An 18058-nucleotide genomic window follows, 5' to 3' on the forward strand; every position below is an offset into this window, starting at 1 on the left:
AGGGCATCTCGCTGACTGGTGACGGTGCCACCGGCTACCGCAGCCAGTGAATCCAAGGCGACGTGAGCGGTGAGATCGCAGGAGCCGTCAGCGACGGGCGAGCACTCGCGACCATTGCGGAAACCGGTCAGAGTCCCGTACGGCGGACGCCCGCCTCGAGCGTGCCCGTAGTCGATCGCGATGGCCAGGCCGTGATCGAGCCGACCGACAACGTCCGACCACACCTCGTCGCGGGCCAGCCCGATCTCGGCCCGGTCACCCGGTTCGGCCAGCGGCCACCAGGTCGACAGCCAGGCCAGGTCGTTGCCCTCGACAACCTCGCCGAGACTCAGGTCGGCCAGCAGGTACCGGGGCGTGCCCTGGTCGTCCAGCTCGGCCAGCTCGCAGGGGACGTTGTCGAGCCACTCGTTGGCGATCACCAGACCGGTCAGCGTCGAAGGCAGTTCGTCGTCCAGCTCCACGTCCAGGACTTCGAGGTCGCACTCGCGCAGCACCTTGCCGAGTTCACCCGATCCCGCCCCGATGTCGACGACCTGCGACGCCCCGACAGCCGAGGCCAACCGGGCCAGCGCCTGGCCGAACAAGGCCGACGCGTGCACCGACGTACGGAAGTGTTGGGCGGGTCGTTCGCGCCGGTAGAACCCGTCTGGGCCGTACAGCGCGGCTTCCCACGCCTCGCGGAACCTCACTCGAGCCCGATGCCGCCGAGCGGGACCGAGCCGGTGAGCTGCCAGATGCCGTCGTCGCCCTCGCGCCAGATGGTCAGGTCGTCGAGGCGGATCGTCGGGAGTTCCTCGGCGGCCAGCGCGGCCTCGGCCTCGGCGAGCACCTGGTCGCCGCCCTGGGCGGACGACGAGATGGTCAGGTGCGGGTGCGGATCCGGGTGCTCACCGCCGTACGGCGGGCATTCGGGGAAGGCGTCGATCACCGTCTGCATCAGGGCGCGGATCTGGTCGAACGGCTCCGGCCGCAGCCACGTCGTACCGTTCTCGAACTGCCCTGCGGTGGAGAAGCTGAGGTCGAACGGCTGGATCGGTGCCAGCACCTCCTCGAGCCGCCGGACCTTGTCGGGCTGGGGCTCGGCGAGCCAGGGCACCAGCACGGTGACGTGCGGCGGGATCAGCTCGTTCAGCGCCATCGTCGGTCGCGCAGGCGAATAGGACACCGAACGCCAGCGATCGGTGAATTCGGCGAGTTCCGGGACGGCGATCAGGATCGCGGTCAGCCCGGTGCGCGCGGCCCAGGGGTTTCGTTCGCTCACGGCCACATGCTCCCACCAGTTGTGACGAAGGACGTAGTGCCACTGCGAAGGACCGGGCCGTAGGGTGGAGCCGACCGCACGAACCGTCTGGTACCCACCAAGGGACTGGAACGTAGAGAGTGGACATGGAACGCATCGGCATCATCGGCTTCGGCCGGGCCGGTGGCGCCTTGGGAGCAGCCTTGGCGTCCGCCGGATATCCCGTCACCGGAGTCAGCGCTCGCTCGCGCGCGTCACGAGAACGCGCCGCGCGACTCCTTCCGCACGTCCCAGTCCTGGAGCCCGCCGAGGTGGTGGCCGGCGCCGACGTGGTCGTGCTCGCCGTACCGGACGATGTGATCGGTGAGGTAGCAACCAGCCTGCCGTTCACCAAGAGCCAGTACGCCGTGCACCTGTCCGGCGCCCACGGCACCGCCGTACTACGGGGGATCGCCGCGACTCCGGTCGCGCTGCACCCCCCGATGACGTTCACCGACGCCCCCGTGAGCCTGGCAGGCGTCGTGTTCACCGCGACGGCACCGGAGCGAGCTCTGGTCGAGCGCCTGGTGAAGGACCTCGGCGCCGAGGTGCAGTGGATCGCAGAGGAGCAGCGTGCGCTCTACCACGCGGGCTTGGTCCACGGTGCGAACCACCTGGTCACACTGGTCAGCCAGGCCCTCGACGTACTGCGTGAAGCCGGCGTGGTGGACCCGTCGGCCACACTTCGGCCACTGCTGACCGCAACTCTCGACAACACGCTGCGGTCCGGTCATGATGCGCTCACCGGGCCGATCGTGCGGGGCGACGTCGAGACCGTCCAGGCACATCTGGCGGTACTGCGTGGTCGCCCGGCGAGCACCTACGCCGAACTGGCGCGGGCGACGGTGGAAATGGCGGCAGGCGACGGCCGGGTGGACGCGGAGACGGCCGCCAGAATCGTTCAGGTGCTGGAGCGGGATCGGACAGGGGAGGCACCGCGATGAGACTCACCCAGACGAAGGCGGAGTTGCGGGCGGCCGCGGCGATCCGGCCACGGGCCGTGGTGATGACGATGGGTGCCCTGCACGAGGGGCATGCCGCGTTGCTCGCCGAGGCCCGGGAGCGGGTCGGGCCGGACGGCAGCGTGGTCCTGACGATCTTCGTGAATCCCTTGCAGTTCGGGCCGACCGAGGACTTCGACCGGTACCCGCGGACACTGGCCAGCGATCTCGCGATCGCCAAGAACGAGGGCGTCGACCTGGTCTTCAACCCGTCCCGCGACGAGCTGTACCCGAACGAGCCGTCGATCACTGTGCATCCCGGCCCGCTGGCCGACGAGTTGGAGGGGATGGTCCGCCCGGGCCACTTCGCCGGCGTACTGACCGTGGTGTCGAAGATGCTGCACCTGACCGCGCCGGACCTGGCGCTGTTCGGCGAGAAGGACTACCAGCAGCTGACGCTGATCCGGGAGATGGTGTGCGACCTGGACATGGACGTCGACATCGTCCCGGTGCAGACCGTGCGCGAACCCGACGGGCTCGCACTGTCCTCACGCAATCGCTACCTGTCGGAGACCGAGCGTGACGAAGCGCTCGTGCTCTATCGAGCCCTGACCGCCGGCGCGAAGGCCGGGATGAACGGCCCCGACGCGGTGATGTCCGCCGCCCATGCCGAACTTGAGGCGGTTCCGTCGGTGAAGATCGACTATCTCGCTCTGCGAGCACCCGATCTCGGTCCGGTGATCGGCCCCGGCGAGGCCCGGATGCTGATCGCCGCCCGGGTGGGCAGCACCCGTCTCATTGACAACATTTCCATCACGCTCCGGTGAAATCGATTGATACCGTCGCGGGATGACTGCTCCTGCTGTGCCGCAACGGCTGGCTGCGCCCGAGCCCGGTTGGACCGACACCGTCGACGTGGTGGTGATCGGCTCGGGGATCGCGGGGCTGACCGCCGCGCTCGAGGCTCGCGAACTCGGCACCGTGCTGGTGGTGACGAAAGACGTGATCGCCTCCGGCTCGACGCAGTGGGCACAAGGCGGAATCGCAGCGGCGCTCGGGCCGGGTGACTCGCCGGAGCAACACCTGCAGGACACCTTGGTTGCGGGCGCCGGCCTGAGCGATCCGGTCGCGGTACGGGCTCTTGTCACCGAAGGGCCGGACGCCGTACGGGATCTGATCGAGTTGGGGGCGCGGTTCGACAGTGACGCGGCCGGTGATCTGTCGCTGACTCGCGAAGGTGGTCACCACCGCAATCGGATCGCGCACGCAGGTGGCGACGCTACCGGCGCCGAGATCGAGCGGGCGCTGGTCGCCGCCGTGAAGCGGGCGCCGGACATCCGGCTGATGGAGCACGCCTTGGTGCTCGACCTGTTGACCGCCGAGGACGGCGCGGTCGCGGGCGTCACCGTGCACGTGATGGGCGAGGGGCAACTCGACGGCGTCGGGGCGATCCGCAGCCGCGCGGTGATCCTGGCTTCGGGTGGGCTCGGCCAGTTGTACGCCGCCACGACGAACCCGAGTGTCTCGACCGGCGACGGGATGGCGTTGGCCTTGCGGGCCGGCGCGAAGGTGCGCGATCTGGAGTTCGTGCAGTTCCATCCGACCGTGCTGTGGTTGGGCAAGAGTGCGAAAGGCCAACAGCCGTTGGTGTCCGAGGCCGTCCGCGGTGAGGGCGCGTTCCTGGTCGACCACGAGGGCAAGCGCTTCATGCAAGGCCGGCACGAGCTCGCGGACCTCGCGCCACGCGACATCGTGGCGAAGGCGATCATGCGTCAGATGCTTGCCTCCGGCAAGGATCACGTGTTCCTGGACGCCCGGCACTTCGGCGACGAGAAGTGGCGGGTGCGGTTCCCGACCATCCTGGCGTCCTGCCGGTCGCACGGTATCGACCCGGTGCGCGAGCTGATCCCCGTCGCGCCTGCTTGTCATTACTCGTCGGGTGGCGTCTGGACCGACCTGCAAGGCCAGACCTCAGTGCCTGGGCTGTACGCCTGTGGCGAGGTCGCCTGCACGGGCGTCCACGGCGCGAACCGGCTCGCTTCGAACTCTCTGCTCGAAGGACTGGTCTTCGCCCGCCGGATCACCAACTCGCTGGCCGCCGAGCTGCCCGAACTCCGCGAGCCGGCGATCGACCGGCGCGTGCCCGGGCTGGTGGACGCGGACGTCGTACCGGAGATGCAGCGGGTGATGACGGTCGGCGCCGGGGTGATCCGGAGCGCGAGCGGGCTGGCCGACTCCGGGGCGATGCTGGGGAAGCTGATCGAGCAACCGGCGGGCGAGCCCGGTACGCCGGGTTGGGAGGCGACCAACCTCGTCACGGTCGCGTCCGCCCTGATCGCCGCGGCCACCGCGCGCGAGGAGAGCCGCGGCTCGCACTGGCGTGAGGACCACCCGGATCGCGACGACGAGAACTGGTCGGGCAATCTGGACCTGACACTGGCCGCCGAGGGCGACTCGAGCCGGCCTGGCGCGACGTTCGTGCCACTGCAACAGGAGGGGAAGTAGTCGTATGGATGACACGCTCGACAGGCAATGGGTCGAGGACCTCGTCCGGGCCACCATCGAGGAGGATCTGGCCGGCGGCGTCGACGTCACCACCACGTCGACCGTCGAGGCCGATCAGGTCTCGGTCGCGGAACTCGTGGCGCGCGAGGACGGCGTCGTGGCCGGGCTGGAGGTCGCCGAGCTGGTGATCCGGCTGGTCGCGGGCAAGGAAGAGGTCGAGATCGAGCACTCCGTCGTGGACGGGGCGACGGTCAAGGCCGGCGACGTCCTGATGACGGTGCGCGGCAAGACCCGGCAACTGCTGACCGCCGAGCGGACGACGCTCAACCTGCTCTGTCACCTGTCCGGTGTCGCCACGCTGACCCGGCGCTGGGTCGACGCGGTCGAGGGCACCGGCGCGGTCATCCGCGACACCCGCAAGACGATGCCGTTGCTGCGCAGCCTGGAGAAGTACGCCGTGCGCTGTGGTGGCGGCAAGAACCACCGGATGGCGCTGTCGGACGCGGCGCTGATCAAGGACAACCACGTGATCGCCGCCGGCGGGGTCGCGGAGGCGTTCCGGCTGGTCCGCAAGGCCTATCCGGAGATCTCGATCGAGGTCGAGGTCGACACGATCGACGACGCGCTGATCGCGGTCGAGGCGGGCGCGGAGCTGATCCTGCTCGACAACATGGCCGTGCCGCTGCTGCGGGAAGCCGTGGAGAAGGTCGACGGGCGCGCCCGGCTCGAGGCGTCCGGCGGGCTGACCCTGGACGACGCGCGCGCGGTCGCCGAGACCGGCGTGGACTACCTCGCGGTCGGAGCGCTCACCCACTCGGCACCGGTCCTCGACATCGCGATGGACCTGCAGGCTTCCTGATGCTGCTCGCCGTGGCCGTGGAGAACACCAGGACGCTCGTCGGCCTGGTGTTCGAAGGAACGGTCAAGCGGCACTGGTGGGTCGGCACCGACGCACGCCGTACCGCGGACGAGTGGGCTGTTCTCCTCGGTGGTCTCCTGGCCGGCGAGTCAGCGGTGACCGGGGTGGCCGTGTGCTCCGCGGTCCCGAGTGTGCTGCACGAACTGCGCGAGCTGGTCTCCCGGTACTACCCCGACTTGCCCAGCGTCGTCGTCGAGCCTGGGGTGAAGACCGGGCTTCCCGTGCTCGTCGACAACCCGCGTGAGGTCGGCACCGACCGGATCGCCAACGCGCTGGCGGCGGTCCATCTGTACGGCGCCCCCTGCGTGATCGTGGACTTCGGTACTGCGACGACGGTCGACGTCGTGAACGCGGCCGGTGCGTTTGTCGGTGGTGCGATTGCTCCGGGAATCGAGACGTCGGTCGACGCCCTTGGCGCCGCGGCCGCCCAGCTTCGCCGGGTGGAACTGACCCGGCCGCGCTCGGTGGTCGCCAAGAACACGGTGGAAGCCCTTCAATCGGGCGCGATCTTCGGCTTCGCGGCCCTGGTGGATGGTCTGGTCACCCGGATCCTGGCCGAGCAGGGCCTGTCGTCCGTCACGGTCGTTGCCACCGGCGCCCTTTCGTCGCTGATCGTCCCGGAGTCGCAGACGATCACCCGGCACGAGCCGTTCCTCCCGCTGCTCGGCCTCCACCACGCCCACACCCGCAACAACTGACCGCCACCTTTGCCGGCGGCAACTGATGACGATTACGTTGCGTTAGCTGACGGATACGCGGCTGCATCTTGTGCGGGGGGTGCGGCAGGTTCACGATGAGGTGAGCGACCCCTGGGCCGAGAGGTTCGGGACTGCGGGTGGGACCGCGGTCGCAGGGGGCGGGTCGCGGGTCCGGGGGAGGATCATGAAAGCGACATATCGGGTGCTGGCCATGCTGATCGCGGCCGGAGTGGTCCTGCAGGCGATGTTCATCGCGCTGGCGTGGTTCACGGCGATCAAGGACATGGACGACGGACTGGTGATCGACAAGAACTACGACGGCAACATCGGGCACACCCTGCACGGCCAGACCGGGATGATGGTGATCCCGATTCTCGCGCTGCTGTTGCTGATCGTGTCGTTCTTCGCCCATCTCGCCGGTGGCGTGAAGTGGGCGGCGATCGTCCTCGGACTGGTGGTGCTGCAGATCGCGCTGGCCTTCGTGTCCTTCGGCGTGCCGGCGGTCGGGGCGCTGCACGGACTGAACGCGTTCGCGGTGCTCGGGACCGCCGCGTACGCCGGCCGGCGGGCCGCGGTACAGATGAAGGTGCCTGAGGCAACGATGGCGCCGGGGGCGGGGGTCACGCCTTAGTGCAGCGACGCAAGCTGATCGCGATCGCCGCCACGGTGGTCGTGCTCGCGCCGATCGCATGGTTCTGGCAGCGCAGCCTGGTGCCGGACAACCTGTCACCGATGGCGATGGGGTACGCCGACTTCGGCGGTGGGCCGCGGATGGCTGCCGAGCATGCCGAGCACGGGCGCGAGCTGAGCACGCTGACCGGTCCGGCCGAGCGACGACCTGATGTCGTCGTTCGGCTGGTCGCGCGCAAGGAGCGGTTCGAGATCGCGGGCCGTGGCTCGGTGGAGGGATACACCCTGAACCACACCTCGCCCGGGCCCGAGATCCGTGCCAGGCAAGGCGATCTGGTCGAGGTGACACTGGTCAACGAGTCGGTGCGGGACGGGATGACCCTGCACTGGCACGGGGTCGACGTGCCGGCGGCCGAGGACGGGGTCGCCGGCGTCACGCAGGACGCGGTGATGCCTGGCAGGAGTTTCGTGTACCGCTTCGTCGTACGGGATGCGGGGACGTACTGGTATCACTCGCACCAGCAGTCGCATGAGCAGGTGCGGAACGGGTTGTGGGGTCCGCTCGTGGTGACCTCGGCGAAGTCGGGTCGAGACGTGCTGGCGGCCGTGCACACCTACGACAAGATCCGGACGGTCAACGGCGGGTACGGCGAACGTCGTACGGAGGTGGCTCCTGGTTCCGTGGTGCGGGTGCGATTGATCAACACCGACAACGGGCCGATGGCGTCGTGGGTCGACGGCGCGCCGTACCAGGTGGTCGCGGTGGACGGCACGGACGTGAACCAGCCATCACTCGTCACCGGCAAGTCGGTGCTGGTGACCGCGGGGGGACGAGTGGATCTCTTGCTGACCGTGCCGTCCGACGGTACTGCGGTACGCATAGGACTCGGTGGCGGTCCGACCACCCTCGTCGTCGGGCCACATGGTGGCGCCGCGCCTGCTTCGCGGTCGGCTCCGGCCGATCGGGTCGACCTGCTGTCGTACGGGAAACCGGCGCCGATCGGGTTCGATCCCGCGCACGCGAATCGGCGCTTCGAGTACCGGATCGGGCGTCGGCTCGGGCTCTACAACGGCAAGCCCGGATTGTGGTGGACGATCAACGGACACCAGTACCCCGACGTGCCGATGTTCGTGGTCGCGCAGGGAGACGTCGTGCGGATGACTGTGCGCAACACCAGCGGTCAGGTGCATCCGATGCACCTGCATGGCCACCACGTCGTCGTCCTCTCCCGCAACGGTGTCGCCGCCACCGGCAGCCCCTGGCGAGTCGACTCCCTCAACGTCGAGGACGGCGAAACCTACGAGATCGCCTTCCTCGCGGACAATCCAGGCATCTGGATGGATCACTGCCACAACCTGCCCCATGCCGCCCAGGGCCTGGTCACCCACCTCATGTACGAAGGCATCACCACCCCGTTCCGCATAGACGGCTCCGCCAAGAACAAGCCGGAGTAGGTCAGATCTCCCGGCCGACGGTGAGGGCGGTGAGGAGCGTGGGTGGGAGGAGGGCTTGGTACGCCGGGTCGGGGGTGGTGCCGGTGGCGTCCAGGGTCTTGGAGAAGAAGCAGCGGGCGGCCGCTGCGAGGGCTACGTCGAGGACGTCGGCGTCGGAGAGGCCGAGGGTGCGGAGTTCGTCGACATCGGCTTGGGTGATCTGGTCGGCCTCGAGGGCGACCTTGCGGGCGAAGGCCATCACGGCACGGTCAACCGGGTCCTGGGGTGGCTCGGTGACCAGGGCCGCGACTTCTTCGTCGGTGAAGAAGTTCTCGGCCAGCACCTGGCCGTGCGCGAGGCTACAGTAGCTGGATTTCAGCGTGGTCGCGGCGGCCAGCGTCGCCAGCTCGTAACGGCGCAGGTCCATCGACGCCTTGATCGCGCCGTTGAGTTGCTTCCAGGCGTCGAAGACCGCCGGCCTGGCCGCGAAAGTCCTGACGAAGTTCGGGATGTGCCCGGCCGCGGCCCGGTTCTCCTCGAGAAAGCCGTCGTCTGCCCCGGCTGTGCTGATGAACGCCATGATGCCCCCTTCACTGGGTTTCCACAGTGCGCCGCATTGCAGCAACCTGCAACTTTGTTGTCCCCAGCCCCGAATTCCTGCAGAATGCCGAAGCCGAGGCCGGTGGGGGAACACGGGCCCGCAGTCATCCTGGGGGACTCCTTTGAAGCGCATCGCCGCCGTTCTGCCTGCCGTCCTGCTCGCAGCCGGCCTTGCCGCTCCCGCCGCAGCAGCCGAGGAGCCCGCACCCACCAACGTCAAGATCGCGTGGAAGGACAGCACGCTCAAGGACGTCCACGTCACCTGGGACGAAGCGACACCCCAGCCGAACGTGCTGTACTACCGGGCAGCCGGGAGCAGCAAGCGCTACCTGCTGAGGTACCTCGCGGCTGACGCACCGAACGAAGCCGACATCGCGGCTGTGCTCCTCCCCAGGCAGCTCGCGGATGCCGGCACCGACATGAGGCTCGCCACCAAGGAGATCGGCGTTGCCGTCGGCACGCGGGAAGCCGAGACCAGCCCGATGGCTGTTTCTCCCGCCTTCGACACCTTGGGCCCGACCCCGGCAAAGCTGGAGTCGTTCACAATGTCGGGCACCAACGGAATGCTTGTGAAATGGTCCGGCGGAGCCCTCGCCGCCGCTGACGAGACCCCCGGCGACCCGCTGGACCAGCCGGGCGCGGTCCGCTTCCAGCCGCGCTACTACGCGCCCGACAGCAACAGCACGGTGGATCTCGGCCAGGCCACGGAGGCCAAGCAGCTGAGTTTCACCGCACCCGCCGAACGCATCGGCTTCTATGTCGTGGCGACCAACGAATGGTCGACGGCAGCCGCCGGTGCGCAGGTCGCCGTCCGTCCCGGCGGGGTCAAAGCCACCATTCCGACCTGGATGATCGCCCACTACGGCGCCACCATCAAGGGGACCGCGACACCGACGCCGTACCTTCGGCCGGCGATTCTCCAGGCCCGGAACAGCTCGACCAGCGCCTGGTACGTCGTCGGCAGCACCGAGACCACCGGCGACATCGAGTTCCAGTTGGAGCCGTTCTTCGGCACCCGCCAGTACCGGTTGGCTGTCCCGAACTACGCGACCGCGGACACCGCGTACTTCGGCGCTTACAGCGCCCCCGGCACGCTGACGGTGCAGCAGTTCGGCTACGCATCGCCGCTGGAGTACGACGGCCATGTCGTCCTCGGCCAGTCGACGATCATCTACCTCAACCTCTATCCGCCCGTGAACGGCACGGCCGCATTCCAGCGGTGGAACGGCAAGACCTGGGTCGGCGCCGGCAGCCTCCCGTTCAAGAACGGTCACGCCGAGGGCCGTCTCAGAGGCACCGCCCTCGGCCGGGTCGCCTACCGCTACTACATCCCCGCCAACACCTACAACGGCCTCCCCGTCGCAGCGGCATACACCAAGCAGTTCGTCATCACCACCATCCGCTGATCCCCTCCCGCCCCTTGAAAGGCCCCTCGAGATGAGAAAGTGGCCCACGCTGGTCGTCGCCGCCACGGTGTTGGCGGCGACGCTGCCCACCGGAGCCTTCGCCGCCGACCTGCCCGACCCCGCGCCCACCAACGTGCAAATCAGCTGGGCGGCCGACGGGTCTGCGCAGGTTCACGTGACCTGGGCGGAAGCCGCGGCACGACCGAACAAGATCGCCGTCCGCGACCTGGACAAGGCCTCGAACGTCATCGCCGCCTACACGACCGCTGACGGCCCGGATTCGATCGACCTGCCTGCGGGCCTGTTCAGACATCGCGAGCATCTGCAAGTCATGGTTGCCGCAGGCACCAGAGACGGCTTGACGAGCCCGGAAAGCCCGTCAGCGGTCTTTGATTCCAGCTATCCGAGCACCAAGATCGATGGAGTGAGCCTGGCTCCGACCGGGCTCACGGTCAAAGCGCAACCATCGCCTCTCCAGGACACAACCCCTGGGGATCCGCTGGACGACGACGGGACGATCTACCAGCCGACGTACCGGTCGAGCCAGGGGACCTATGCGCTGGGTGCGGCCGGACCGGCCATGGAGGTGTTCGTTCCGCACCCGGCCTCGAACTACACCTTCTGGCTGGCCGGCCACAGCCGTTGGGGGTTGGACGCCTGGGACAACGAGGTTGTCGTCGATCGTCCTCGGGTGACGGTGCAGGCGGCCGCCCGCTGGCAATACGGCTCCGATATGCGGGTGACCGGAAGCTACGGCCGGCTACTCGGCTGGTACCAACCGCGGGTCATCCTGCAGGCGCGAAACTCGCCGGCTTCCCCGTGGTACGTGGTGACGTCCGACGTCGCCACGAACGAGGGCAACTTCGTCTTCACCTTCCCCGCCAGGACGCGTGAATACCGCATCGCCATGGCCAACTCGATCACCAACAGCACCAACTGGACCGTCTTCGTCGGTGGGTACACGGCCCCGGTGAAGACGGTGGCGTATCAGCGGGTCTATGCGTTGTTCACGACACCGACGGTCAAGGTGGGTCAGACGTCGAACGTGCATGTGCAGTTGAACGTGTTCCTGCCGAAGGCGCAGGTCGCGTTGCAGCGGTGGAACGGGAAGACGTGGGTGTTCGTGCAGAACATCACCCTGACGAACAACGTCGGCTGGGCGAAGGTCACCGGCAAGACGGCCGGCTATTCGGCGTACCGGATCTACTCGCCGAACGTCACCAAGGACGGCAGGTTGGTCGCCGCCGCCTACAGCCCGAACTTCGTCCTCGCCACCGTCCGCTAGGAAGCACGTGAAGCACATCGCCGCAGTACTCGCAGCCGCCCTGGTGACGATCGGCCTGACCGCTCCCACCGCGACGGCCGCCGACCCCGCGCCCACCGACGTCAAGATCGCCTGGAAGGACGACACCTTCCAGTTCATCCACGTCACCTGGACCGAGGACGCCGCCCGGCCGAACAGGATCGTGGTCCGCAAGGTCGGCGACCCGACCGAACGATCCACCTGGCACGTCCCGGCCGATGCCCCGAACGCCTTCGACGTACCGAAGTCCGCAGTACGCCAGGGCTCGACGATGACAGAGGTGCTCGAGATCGGCGTGGCAGCCGGCACCGAGGCCGGCGAGACCAGCCCGGTCGCGGCCTCGCCCGGTTTCGACATCCGCTACCCCGGAACACCCAGGATGGGAGCGGTTTGGCCGACCGGAACGAACACCGTGACGGCCACCTGGTACGGCTGGCCGGTCAGGGATCCCAATCCCGGAGATCCGCTGGACCGCGACGATACGGCGTACTACAACCCGGTGTACCAGGTCGGTACCGCGGCGCCGGTTGCGATCGGCAAACCGATCACTGCGGAAACCGTCACCTTCGCCGGCCCCAAGCCGCCCTATGACTTCTACGTATGGTCGGAGAACGAGTGGGCGCGACCTGCGGACAGTAAGCGGGGCCGCGTTCAGACCACTGCCTTCACTGTGTCGATTCCGAGTTGGGCGATCGCGGGCACCAGCACCGTGATCAGCGGCACTTACAACGGTCCGTCGGCCGCCAAGGTGACGGTGCAAGCGCGGAACTCGGCCACGAGCGCGTGGTACGCCGTCGTCAGCACCGATTTCACCGGCAACAAGTACCGATTCGCCGTTCCCAGCCAAGGGACACGGCAGTACCGCGTCGCGATCGCGAACCGGGCCGACAGCGACGCTTCCGCGGCCTGGTTCGGCGGCTACAGCGCTGCCAAGACCACCACGGTCCAGCAGAAGGTCACCACTGACGGTTCCCGGACGTACCACCGCTCTTACGGGGAAGCACCGCAGATGCACGTCTATGTGAACCCCGCGGTCGAAGGCTACGCAGCCATGCAGCGCTGGAACGGCAAGGCCTGGGTGTTCGTGGCGAACGTCAACGTCCGCTTCGGCTGGGGCGTGAACGCCATCAGCAAAGCCAGTCTGGGCAGCACCACCTACCGCTACTACGTCCCCAACAACCTGTACGGCGGCAACCTCGTCGCCGCCGCGTACAGCCCCAACTTCGTCATCACCGTCCTCCCTTAGGAACCCTTGTGAAAAAGCTGCCTGTCGTTGCTGTGCTCGCTGGGTTGTTGCCGGCCGGGCTTGTCGTTCCGGCTGTTGCCGCGGAGCCGACTGACCCGGCGCCGACGAATGTGCGGATCGGCTGGAAGGACGACAGCTTTCAGTTCGTGCATGTGACCTGGGACGAGGATTCGGCGCGGCCGAATCAGGTGTTCGTGCGGAAGCCGGACTCGACCGGGCACAGTGCGCTGAAGTACGTGGCCGCGGATGCGCCGAATGCGATCGACCTGCCGAAGGATGCGATCTGGCAGGCGGGCGTCAAGTCGGAGTGTCGGTCGGCGACGCGGCGGGGGAGACCAGTCCGGTCGCGCTGTCGGTGCCGTTCGACACGATCGATGCCGGTCAGCCGATCATCGAGTCCAATCAGCCGTCCGGAAGCAGCACGCTGCAGGTGACCTGGAAGGCGGGCACGCCGGTTCACAACGACACGACTCCGGGCGACCCGCTGGATGTGAACCTGCCGGTGACCTACCAGCCGGCGTACCGGGTCGGGACTGCGGCGCCGGTGCTGGTCGGGCAGCCGACGACGAACACCACGGCGACCGTGACCGGCCCCAAGCCGCCGTACTCGCTCACCGTGCGGGCAGTGAACGAGTGGACCTACATCTCGAGCGACCCGGTCAACGCCCAGCCGATCGGCTTCACCACGTCGATCCCGACCTGGGTGATCGCCGGTACGGACACGGTGATCAAGGGGACCTACACGGGCCCCGACTCCGCGACGATCACACTGCAGGCGCGGAACTCGGCGACGAGCGCGTGGTACGGCGTCGGCGGGTACGCCTTCACTGGTCACACCTACCAGTTCACCGTGCCGAGCCGGGGCACCCGCGACTACAGGATCGCGGTCAGCAACTCCCAGGACCCGATCGCCAAGACCGGCTGGTTCGGCGGCTACAGCGGGATCGTGAAGACCACGACCCAACTGAAGGCGACGGTGTTGCTCGGCGCGTCGACGGTCTACCGCAGCAGCACGCCGGTGAACGCCGTCCTGACCGTGAACCCTGCTTCCAGCGGCACCGCTTCCCTGCAGCGCTGGAACGGCACAACCTGGGTTGCCGTCGCCAACGTGCCGTTCACATCCGGACGCGGAACGGGCCACCTGAGCGCAGCGACCGCCGGCACCTTCACCTACCGGTTCTACGTGCCTGCGCAGACCTACAACGGCCTGCCCGTCGCAGCGGCGTACAGCCCGAACTTCACAGTGAAGGTTCTTCCCTAGCTGTAGGACCAGCCGGTCCAGTTGTCGATGGTGACTGTGACGAAGGGGCCGGCTGGGGGTGATTCGGCGTACTGCGGGTACTTGGCAGCCAGCGCGTCCAGAGGGCCCGTGTCGCTGATGGTTGCGTGGCCGTCGGCTCGAACCCACCACAGGTGGGTCCAGTCCCGGGTGTAGTGGTCGCAGAGAACTGCTACCTGCGGGTTGAAGGTGACGTTCGCCAGGCGGCGCAGCGAGCGGGTGGACTTCGGCTTGTGATCGACGGCGAAGATCAGGACGTCGCCGGCCAGCGCGAAGGTGATCGGGACGATGTGCGGGCGCAGGTCCTCGCCGGTGGTGGCGAGGAACGCGCGGTCCGCCGCGGCCAGACGGCTTCGGCAGGCGGACGGCCCGAGTATCACGATTCGACCCTACTGGCTGACAGCGGCTTGTCAGCACTATGTATGGTCTACGCGGTCCAGCTGTAAGGGTAGGTGAGACGTGATGCGCAGGGTGTTGGCTGTCGCGTTCGCACTTCTCCTCGGCGCGTCGACGTTGACCGCCTGCTCGTCCGACCCCTTGCCGACCGGGGTGACGATCGGCTGGGCGGACAACACCCATCAGGCGGTTCAGGTCAGCTGGAAGGACTCGGACGCGCCGAACCGGATCACCATCCAGGGCGTGGTGAGCAGCAGCCCGTCGTACGTGAAATACCTGGCGGCGACCGAGCCGAACACCTGGGCGATCCCGGCCTCGGCCTTCCCGCCGGACGGCAACTACAAGGTCGCGGTCGAGATCGGTACGTCGATCGGCGGGGTGACCAGCAAGGCGGCGCTGTCGCCGATGTTCGACACCGACGGCCCGCTGCGCCCGACCGACGCGGTGGCCACGCCGACCGGCAACGACGTGGTGGTCACCTGGAAGGTCCCCCCGCCGGAGCAGGACTTCTCCCCGGGCGACCCACTCGACGTCCCGCACGGTAGCCAGCTCTATGTCCCGGTCGTCGGTACGGCGGGGCAGCCGTTCCGCGTGGTCGGTCCAGGGACGACCACAACCCGGCAGGTGGTGAAGAACCTGCGGCCCCCGTACTACTTCCAGCTCCGCGCGACGAACGAATGGACCTCGCTGACCGGCGGCGAGATTCTGGGCCGGACGAGTTCCACGTCGATCGCGGTGCCGACCCTGTGGACGTTCGGCCTCTCCATGCCGCTTCGCGGCCGGACGGTCCAGCAGGAGATCAGCTGCGCCGAAACTCGCTGCGCTGCCCGGCAGACCACCTCCGCCGGTCTGCCGGTGGTGATGCTGGGCCAGAACAGGGCGGGCGGCCCGTGGGTCCAGGTCGGCCGTGCCGTGACGCAACTGGGCGGGTACTTCGAGGTCCGGGTGAACGCCCCCGGAACGCGGAACTACCGGGCCTACGTGCCGCTGACGAGCCGGGTCGGGTATCTGTCGACGGCCTCGAGCAGCAAGGCGTCCCTGTCGCGGAGCAAGATCCAGATCGCCAGCGCGTTGTACTACGGCGGCAACGTCCATAACCGCAACGACGTCGTCACCGCCGTCCTGGCCGTCCGCCCGAACATGAACCAGCAGGCCATCTTCCAGTTCTGGAACGGCAAGGTGTGGGTCAGCATCAAGCAGACCCCGATCAAGAACGGCCGGGCCGCTCTCGCGTTCAGGGCCACCCGGCCGGGCATCTTCGCTTATCGGTTCCTGGTGCCGAGCACGCAGTACCTGGGGACGCCGGTCTACGGAACCGCCACCGGCAGCATGGTGCTACGCGTCCGCTGAGGTCTCCGCCTCGCCCGGCTGCACCTGGGCAGGAACCGGTACGGCGTCGACGAGCATCGGCCCGCTGGGCGCCTCGACCCGGCGCCGCCGGAGCTTGAGGACGACGTACGCCGCCACGGCCACCACGCCGATCGCGACCAGCGCCCAGACCGACACCTGGCCGAAGATCTTGTCCGCGTTGTCGCCGACCTTGTACGCCACCACGCCGATCGTGGTCGACCAGGCGATCCCGCCGGCCGCGTTGGCCGCGAGGAAGCGCGGGTAGGACATCCGCAGCATGCCGGCCATCGGGCCGGCGAAGATCCGCAGCAGCGCCACGAACCGGCCGAAGAACACGGTCCAGACGCCGTAGCGGTGGAAGTACTTCTCCGCCTTCGCGATCCGGTCCTCGGAGAAGTGGTGGAACCGCCGGCCGAGCCGCTCGAACAGGCTCCGGCCCGCCTTGCGCCCGATGAAGTAGCCGATCGAGTCGCCGATGATCGCACCGGTCGCAGCCGCGCCGATCACGAAGTAGATGTTCAGGTTGCCCTGGGACGCCAGCAGGGCGGCCGCGACCAGCGTGGTCTCACCCGGCAGCGGCACTCCCATGCTCTCGACGCCGATGACGAGTCCGACCACCAGATACGCGACGATCGCGATCCCACCGGTCGGGATCGCGATGGCCAGCGCGTGCATAGTTGCCCCCATGCCTACATCCTGGCATCCGGAGGCAACCAGTTACTTCACACTTGCGTTAATCCGGGGGAATTTCCGGGGTGGTCCCGTTGAAAGCCTTCGTCACGTTCTGTAGCGCCGAGGTGACCTCGGACGGAATCACCCAGAAGGTGTTGCCGGGTCCCTTCGCCAGTTCGGGCAGCATCTGCAGGTACTGGTAGGCCAGCAGTTTCGGGTCCGGATCGTTGCGATGGATCGCGTCGAAGACCGTGTCGATCGCCTTCGCCTGCCCCTCGGCGCGCAGGATCGCGGCCTGCCGGTCACCTTCCGCGGTCAGGATCCGCGCCTGCCGCTGCCCCTCGGCGGTGAGGATCGTGGCCCGCTTCTCCCGGTCCGCCCGCATCTGCTTCTCCATCGACTCCTTGATCGACGCCGGCGGATCGATCGCCTTCAACTCGACCCGGTTGACCCGGATGCCCCACTTGCCGGACGCCTCGTCCAGGACACCGCGCAGCGTCGAGTTGATGTGCTCCCGCGAGGTCAGCGTCTTCTCCAGGTCCATGCTGCCGATCACGTTCCGCAGCGTGGTCACGGTGAGCTGCTCGATCGCCTGGATGTAGTTGAAGATCTCGTACGCCGCGGCGCGCGGATCCGTGACCTGGAAGTACAGCACCGTGTCGATGTCCACCACCAGGTTGTCCTCGGTGATCACCGAGCGCGGCTCGAACGAGACCACCTGCTCGCGCAGGTCGATCAGGGCCCGGGGCCGGTCGATGAACGGGATGACGACGTTCAGGCCCGGCTCGAGGGTGCGCAGGTACCGGCCCAGGCGCTCCACGTTGCTGGCTCTGGCCTGCGGCACGATCCGCACCGTTCGCAGTACGAGCACGACGGCCAGCAGAGCGACGACCAGTCCGACGATCAGTTCGGCCATGGATCCTCCCGGGGATGGACAAGGGCGGTCGCGCCCTCGATTGCGAAGACGTCGACGGTGGTCCCGGCCGGGATCAGCAGATCGGGGTCGTACGACCGGGCGGACCACTCCTCGCCGCCGATCCGGACCCGCCCCGGCTCACGGCCGACGGCACTCAGTACGACGGCCTCCCGGCCGATCAGCGCGGCCACCCCGGTGCGTAACTGGGGATGCGAGGTGAGGTGTCGGCGCGCGACCGGCCGTACCAGGGTGATCATCGCGCCGGCCGCGACGGCGAACGCCAGCAACTGCAGGCCGGTGCCCAGTCCGATCGCGGCCACCCCGGCAGCGGCCAGGGCCGCGAGAGCGAGCAGCAGCAGGTCGAGAGTGGCCGTCATCAACTCGGTGATGCCGAGGACGGCGGCAATCGTCAACCACAGGAGCCAGGACTGCATGCGATCACCTACACGGCGGAGTACCTCTTGTCTCGACGGTACGCCCGCGC

At 68.1% G+C, this 18058-nt stretch carries 18 protein-coding genes and 1 pseudogene; 12 read left to right on the forward strand and 7 right to left on the reverse strand.

Features of this window, described 5'->3' with window-relative positions:
- Positions 1–41 precede the first annotated feature (41 nt).
- Positions 42–689 (reverse strand): annotated as a pseudogene (locus EV138_RS38615) (SAM-dependent methyltransferase); the annotation flags it as partial.
- A complete protein-coding gene (locus EV138_RS20370) occupies positions 686–1261 on the reverse strand; it encodes a 2'-5' RNA ligase family protein (protein ID WP_133980449.1) in 576 nt (191 codons plus the stop codon). The pseudogene EV138_RS38615 and the gene EV138_RS20370, both read right to left, overlap by 4 nt.
- Before the next feature lie 125 nt (positions 1262–1386).
- On the opposite strand from EV138_RS20370, the gene EV138_RS20375 reads away from it, so the two are divergent.
- The 7 genes from EV138_RS20375 (at position 1387) to EV138_RS20405 (ending at position 8427) form a co-directional block, all read left to right on the forward strand.
- On the forward strand, positions 1387–2223 hold the full coding sequence (locus tag EV138_RS20375; protein ID WP_133980450.1) for a Rossmann-like and DUF2520 domain-containing protein: 837 nt from the start codon (positions 1387–1389) through the stop codon (positions 2221–2223).
- Complete coding sequence (panC, locus tag EV138_RS20380; protein WP_133980451.1) at positions 2220–3047, forward strand: pantoate--beta-alanine ligase; 828 nt, start codon at positions 2220–2222, stop codon at positions 3045–3047. Before EV138_RS20375 ends, panC begins: the two co-directional genes overlap by 4 nt.
- Before the next feature lie 22 nt (positions 3048–3069).
- A complete protein-coding gene (locus EV138_RS20385; protein WP_133980452.1) occupies positions 3070–4725 on the forward strand; it encodes an L-aspartate oxidase in 1656 nt (551 codons plus the stop codon).
- A gap of 4 nt (positions 4726–4729) precedes the next feature.
- The gene (nadC, locus tag EV138_RS20390) at positions 4730–5584 is read left to right on the forward strand and encodes a carboxylating nicotinate-nucleotide diphosphorylase (protein WP_133980453.1); all 855 of its coding nucleotides are present in this window, start codon (positions 4730–4732) and stop codon (positions 5582–5584) included.
- On the forward strand, positions 5584–6342 hold the full coding sequence (locus EV138_RS20395; protein WP_133980454.1) for a type III pantothenate kinase: 759 nt from the start codon (positions 5584–5586) through the stop codon (positions 6340–6342). Before nadC ends, EV138_RS20395 begins: the two co-directional genes overlap by 1 nt.
- A gap of 184 nt (positions 6343–6526) precedes the next feature.
- On the forward strand, positions 6527–6973 hold the full coding sequence (locus tag EV138_RS20400) for a hypothetical protein (protein WP_133980455.1): 447 nt from the start codon (positions 6527–6529) through the stop codon (positions 6971–6973).
- Complete coding sequence (locus EV138_RS20405) at positions 6973–8427, forward strand: multicopper oxidase family protein (protein WP_133980456.1); 1455 nt, start codon at positions 6973–6975, stop codon at positions 8425–8427. The genes EV138_RS20400 and EV138_RS20405 overlap by 1 nt, the downstream gene beginning before the upstream one ends.
- 1 nt (position 8428) lies before the next feature.
- Here EV138_RS20405 and EV138_RS20410 read toward each other — a convergent pair whose 3' ends face one another.
- On the reverse strand, positions 8429–8986 hold the full coding sequence (locus tag EV138_RS20410; protein ID WP_133980457.1) for a carboxymuconolactone decarboxylase family protein: 558 nt from the start codon (positions 8984–8986) through the stop codon (positions 8429–8431).
- A gap of 142 nt (positions 8987–9128) precedes the next feature.
- On the opposite strand from EV138_RS20410, the gene EV138_RS20415 reads away from it, so the two are divergent.
- The 4 genes from EV138_RS20415 (at position 9129) to EV138_RS20430 (ending at position 14222) form a co-directional block, all read left to right on the forward strand.
- Positions 9129–10412, forward strand: coding sequence for a hypothetical protein (locus EV138_RS20415; protein WP_133980458.1), 1284 nt, complete (start codon positions 9129–9131; stop codon positions 10410–10412).
- Positions 10413–10443: 31 nt separating this feature from the next.
- Complete coding sequence (locus EV138_RS20420; RefSeq protein WP_133980459.1) at positions 10444–11697, forward strand: hypothetical protein; 1254 nt, start codon at positions 10444–10446, stop codon at positions 11695–11697.
- 7 nt (positions 11698–11704) lie between these two features.
- Complete coding sequence (locus EV138_RS20425; RefSeq protein WP_133980460.1) at positions 11705–12961, forward strand: hypothetical protein; 1257 nt, start codon at positions 11705–11707, stop codon at positions 12959–12961.
- 307 nt (positions 12962–13268) lie between these two features.
- Positions 13269–14222 (forward strand): hypothetical protein, encoded by a 954-nt coding sequence (locus EV138_RS20430; RefSeq protein WP_133980461.1) that lies wholly within the window; start codon positions 13269–13271, stop codon positions 14220–14222.
- Here the strand turns inward: EV138_RS20430 and EV138_RS20435 are convergent.
- Positions 14219–14620: a TIGR03668 family PPOX class F420-dependent oxidoreductase gene (locus EV138_RS20435; protein ID WP_133980462.1), complete on the reverse strand. Its 402-nt coding sequence runs from the start codon at positions 14618–14620 to the stop codon at positions 14219–14221. The two genes, EV138_RS20430 and EV138_RS20435, sit on opposite strands and share 4 nt — an antisense overlap.
- A gap of 82 nt (positions 14621–14702) precedes the next feature.
- On the opposite strand from EV138_RS20435, the gene EV138_RS20440 reads away from it, so the two are divergent.
- Positions 14703–15986: a fibronectin type III domain-containing protein gene (locus EV138_RS20440; protein WP_133980463.1), complete on the forward strand. Its 1284-nt coding sequence runs from the start codon at positions 14703–14705 to the stop codon at positions 15984–15986.
- On the opposite strand, the gene EV138_RS20445 is transcribed toward EV138_RS20440, so the two are convergent.
- Genes EV138_RS20445 through EV138_RS20455 form a run of 3 tightly spaced genes read right to left on the reverse strand, consistent with a single transcriptional unit; the run spans position 15972 to position 18008 of the window.
- A complete protein-coding gene (locus EV138_RS20445; protein ID WP_133980464.1) occupies positions 15972–16673 on the reverse strand; it encodes a DedA family protein in 702 nt (233 codons plus the stop codon). The two genes, EV138_RS20440 and EV138_RS20445, sit on opposite strands and share 15 nt — an antisense overlap.
- A gap of 46 nt (positions 16674–16719) precedes the next feature.
- Positions 16720–17574, reverse strand: coding sequence for an SPFH domain-containing protein (locus tag EV138_RS20450; RefSeq protein ID WP_133980465.1), 855 nt, complete (start codon positions 17572–17574; stop codon positions 16720–16722).
- On the reverse strand, positions 17562–18008 hold the full coding sequence (locus EV138_RS20455; protein ID WP_133980466.1) for an NfeD family protein: 447 nt from the start codon (positions 18006–18008) through the stop codon (positions 17562–17564). Before EV138_RS20455 ends, EV138_RS20450 begins: the two co-directional genes overlap by 13 nt.
- Positions 18009–18058: the final 50 nt, after the last annotated feature.

Origin of the sequence: Kribbella voronezhensis (assembly GCF_004365175.1) — a bacterium.
Classification (GTDB): domain Bacteria; phylum Actinomycetota; class Actinomycetes; order Propionibacteriales; family Kribbellaceae; genus Kribbella; species Kribbella voronezhensis.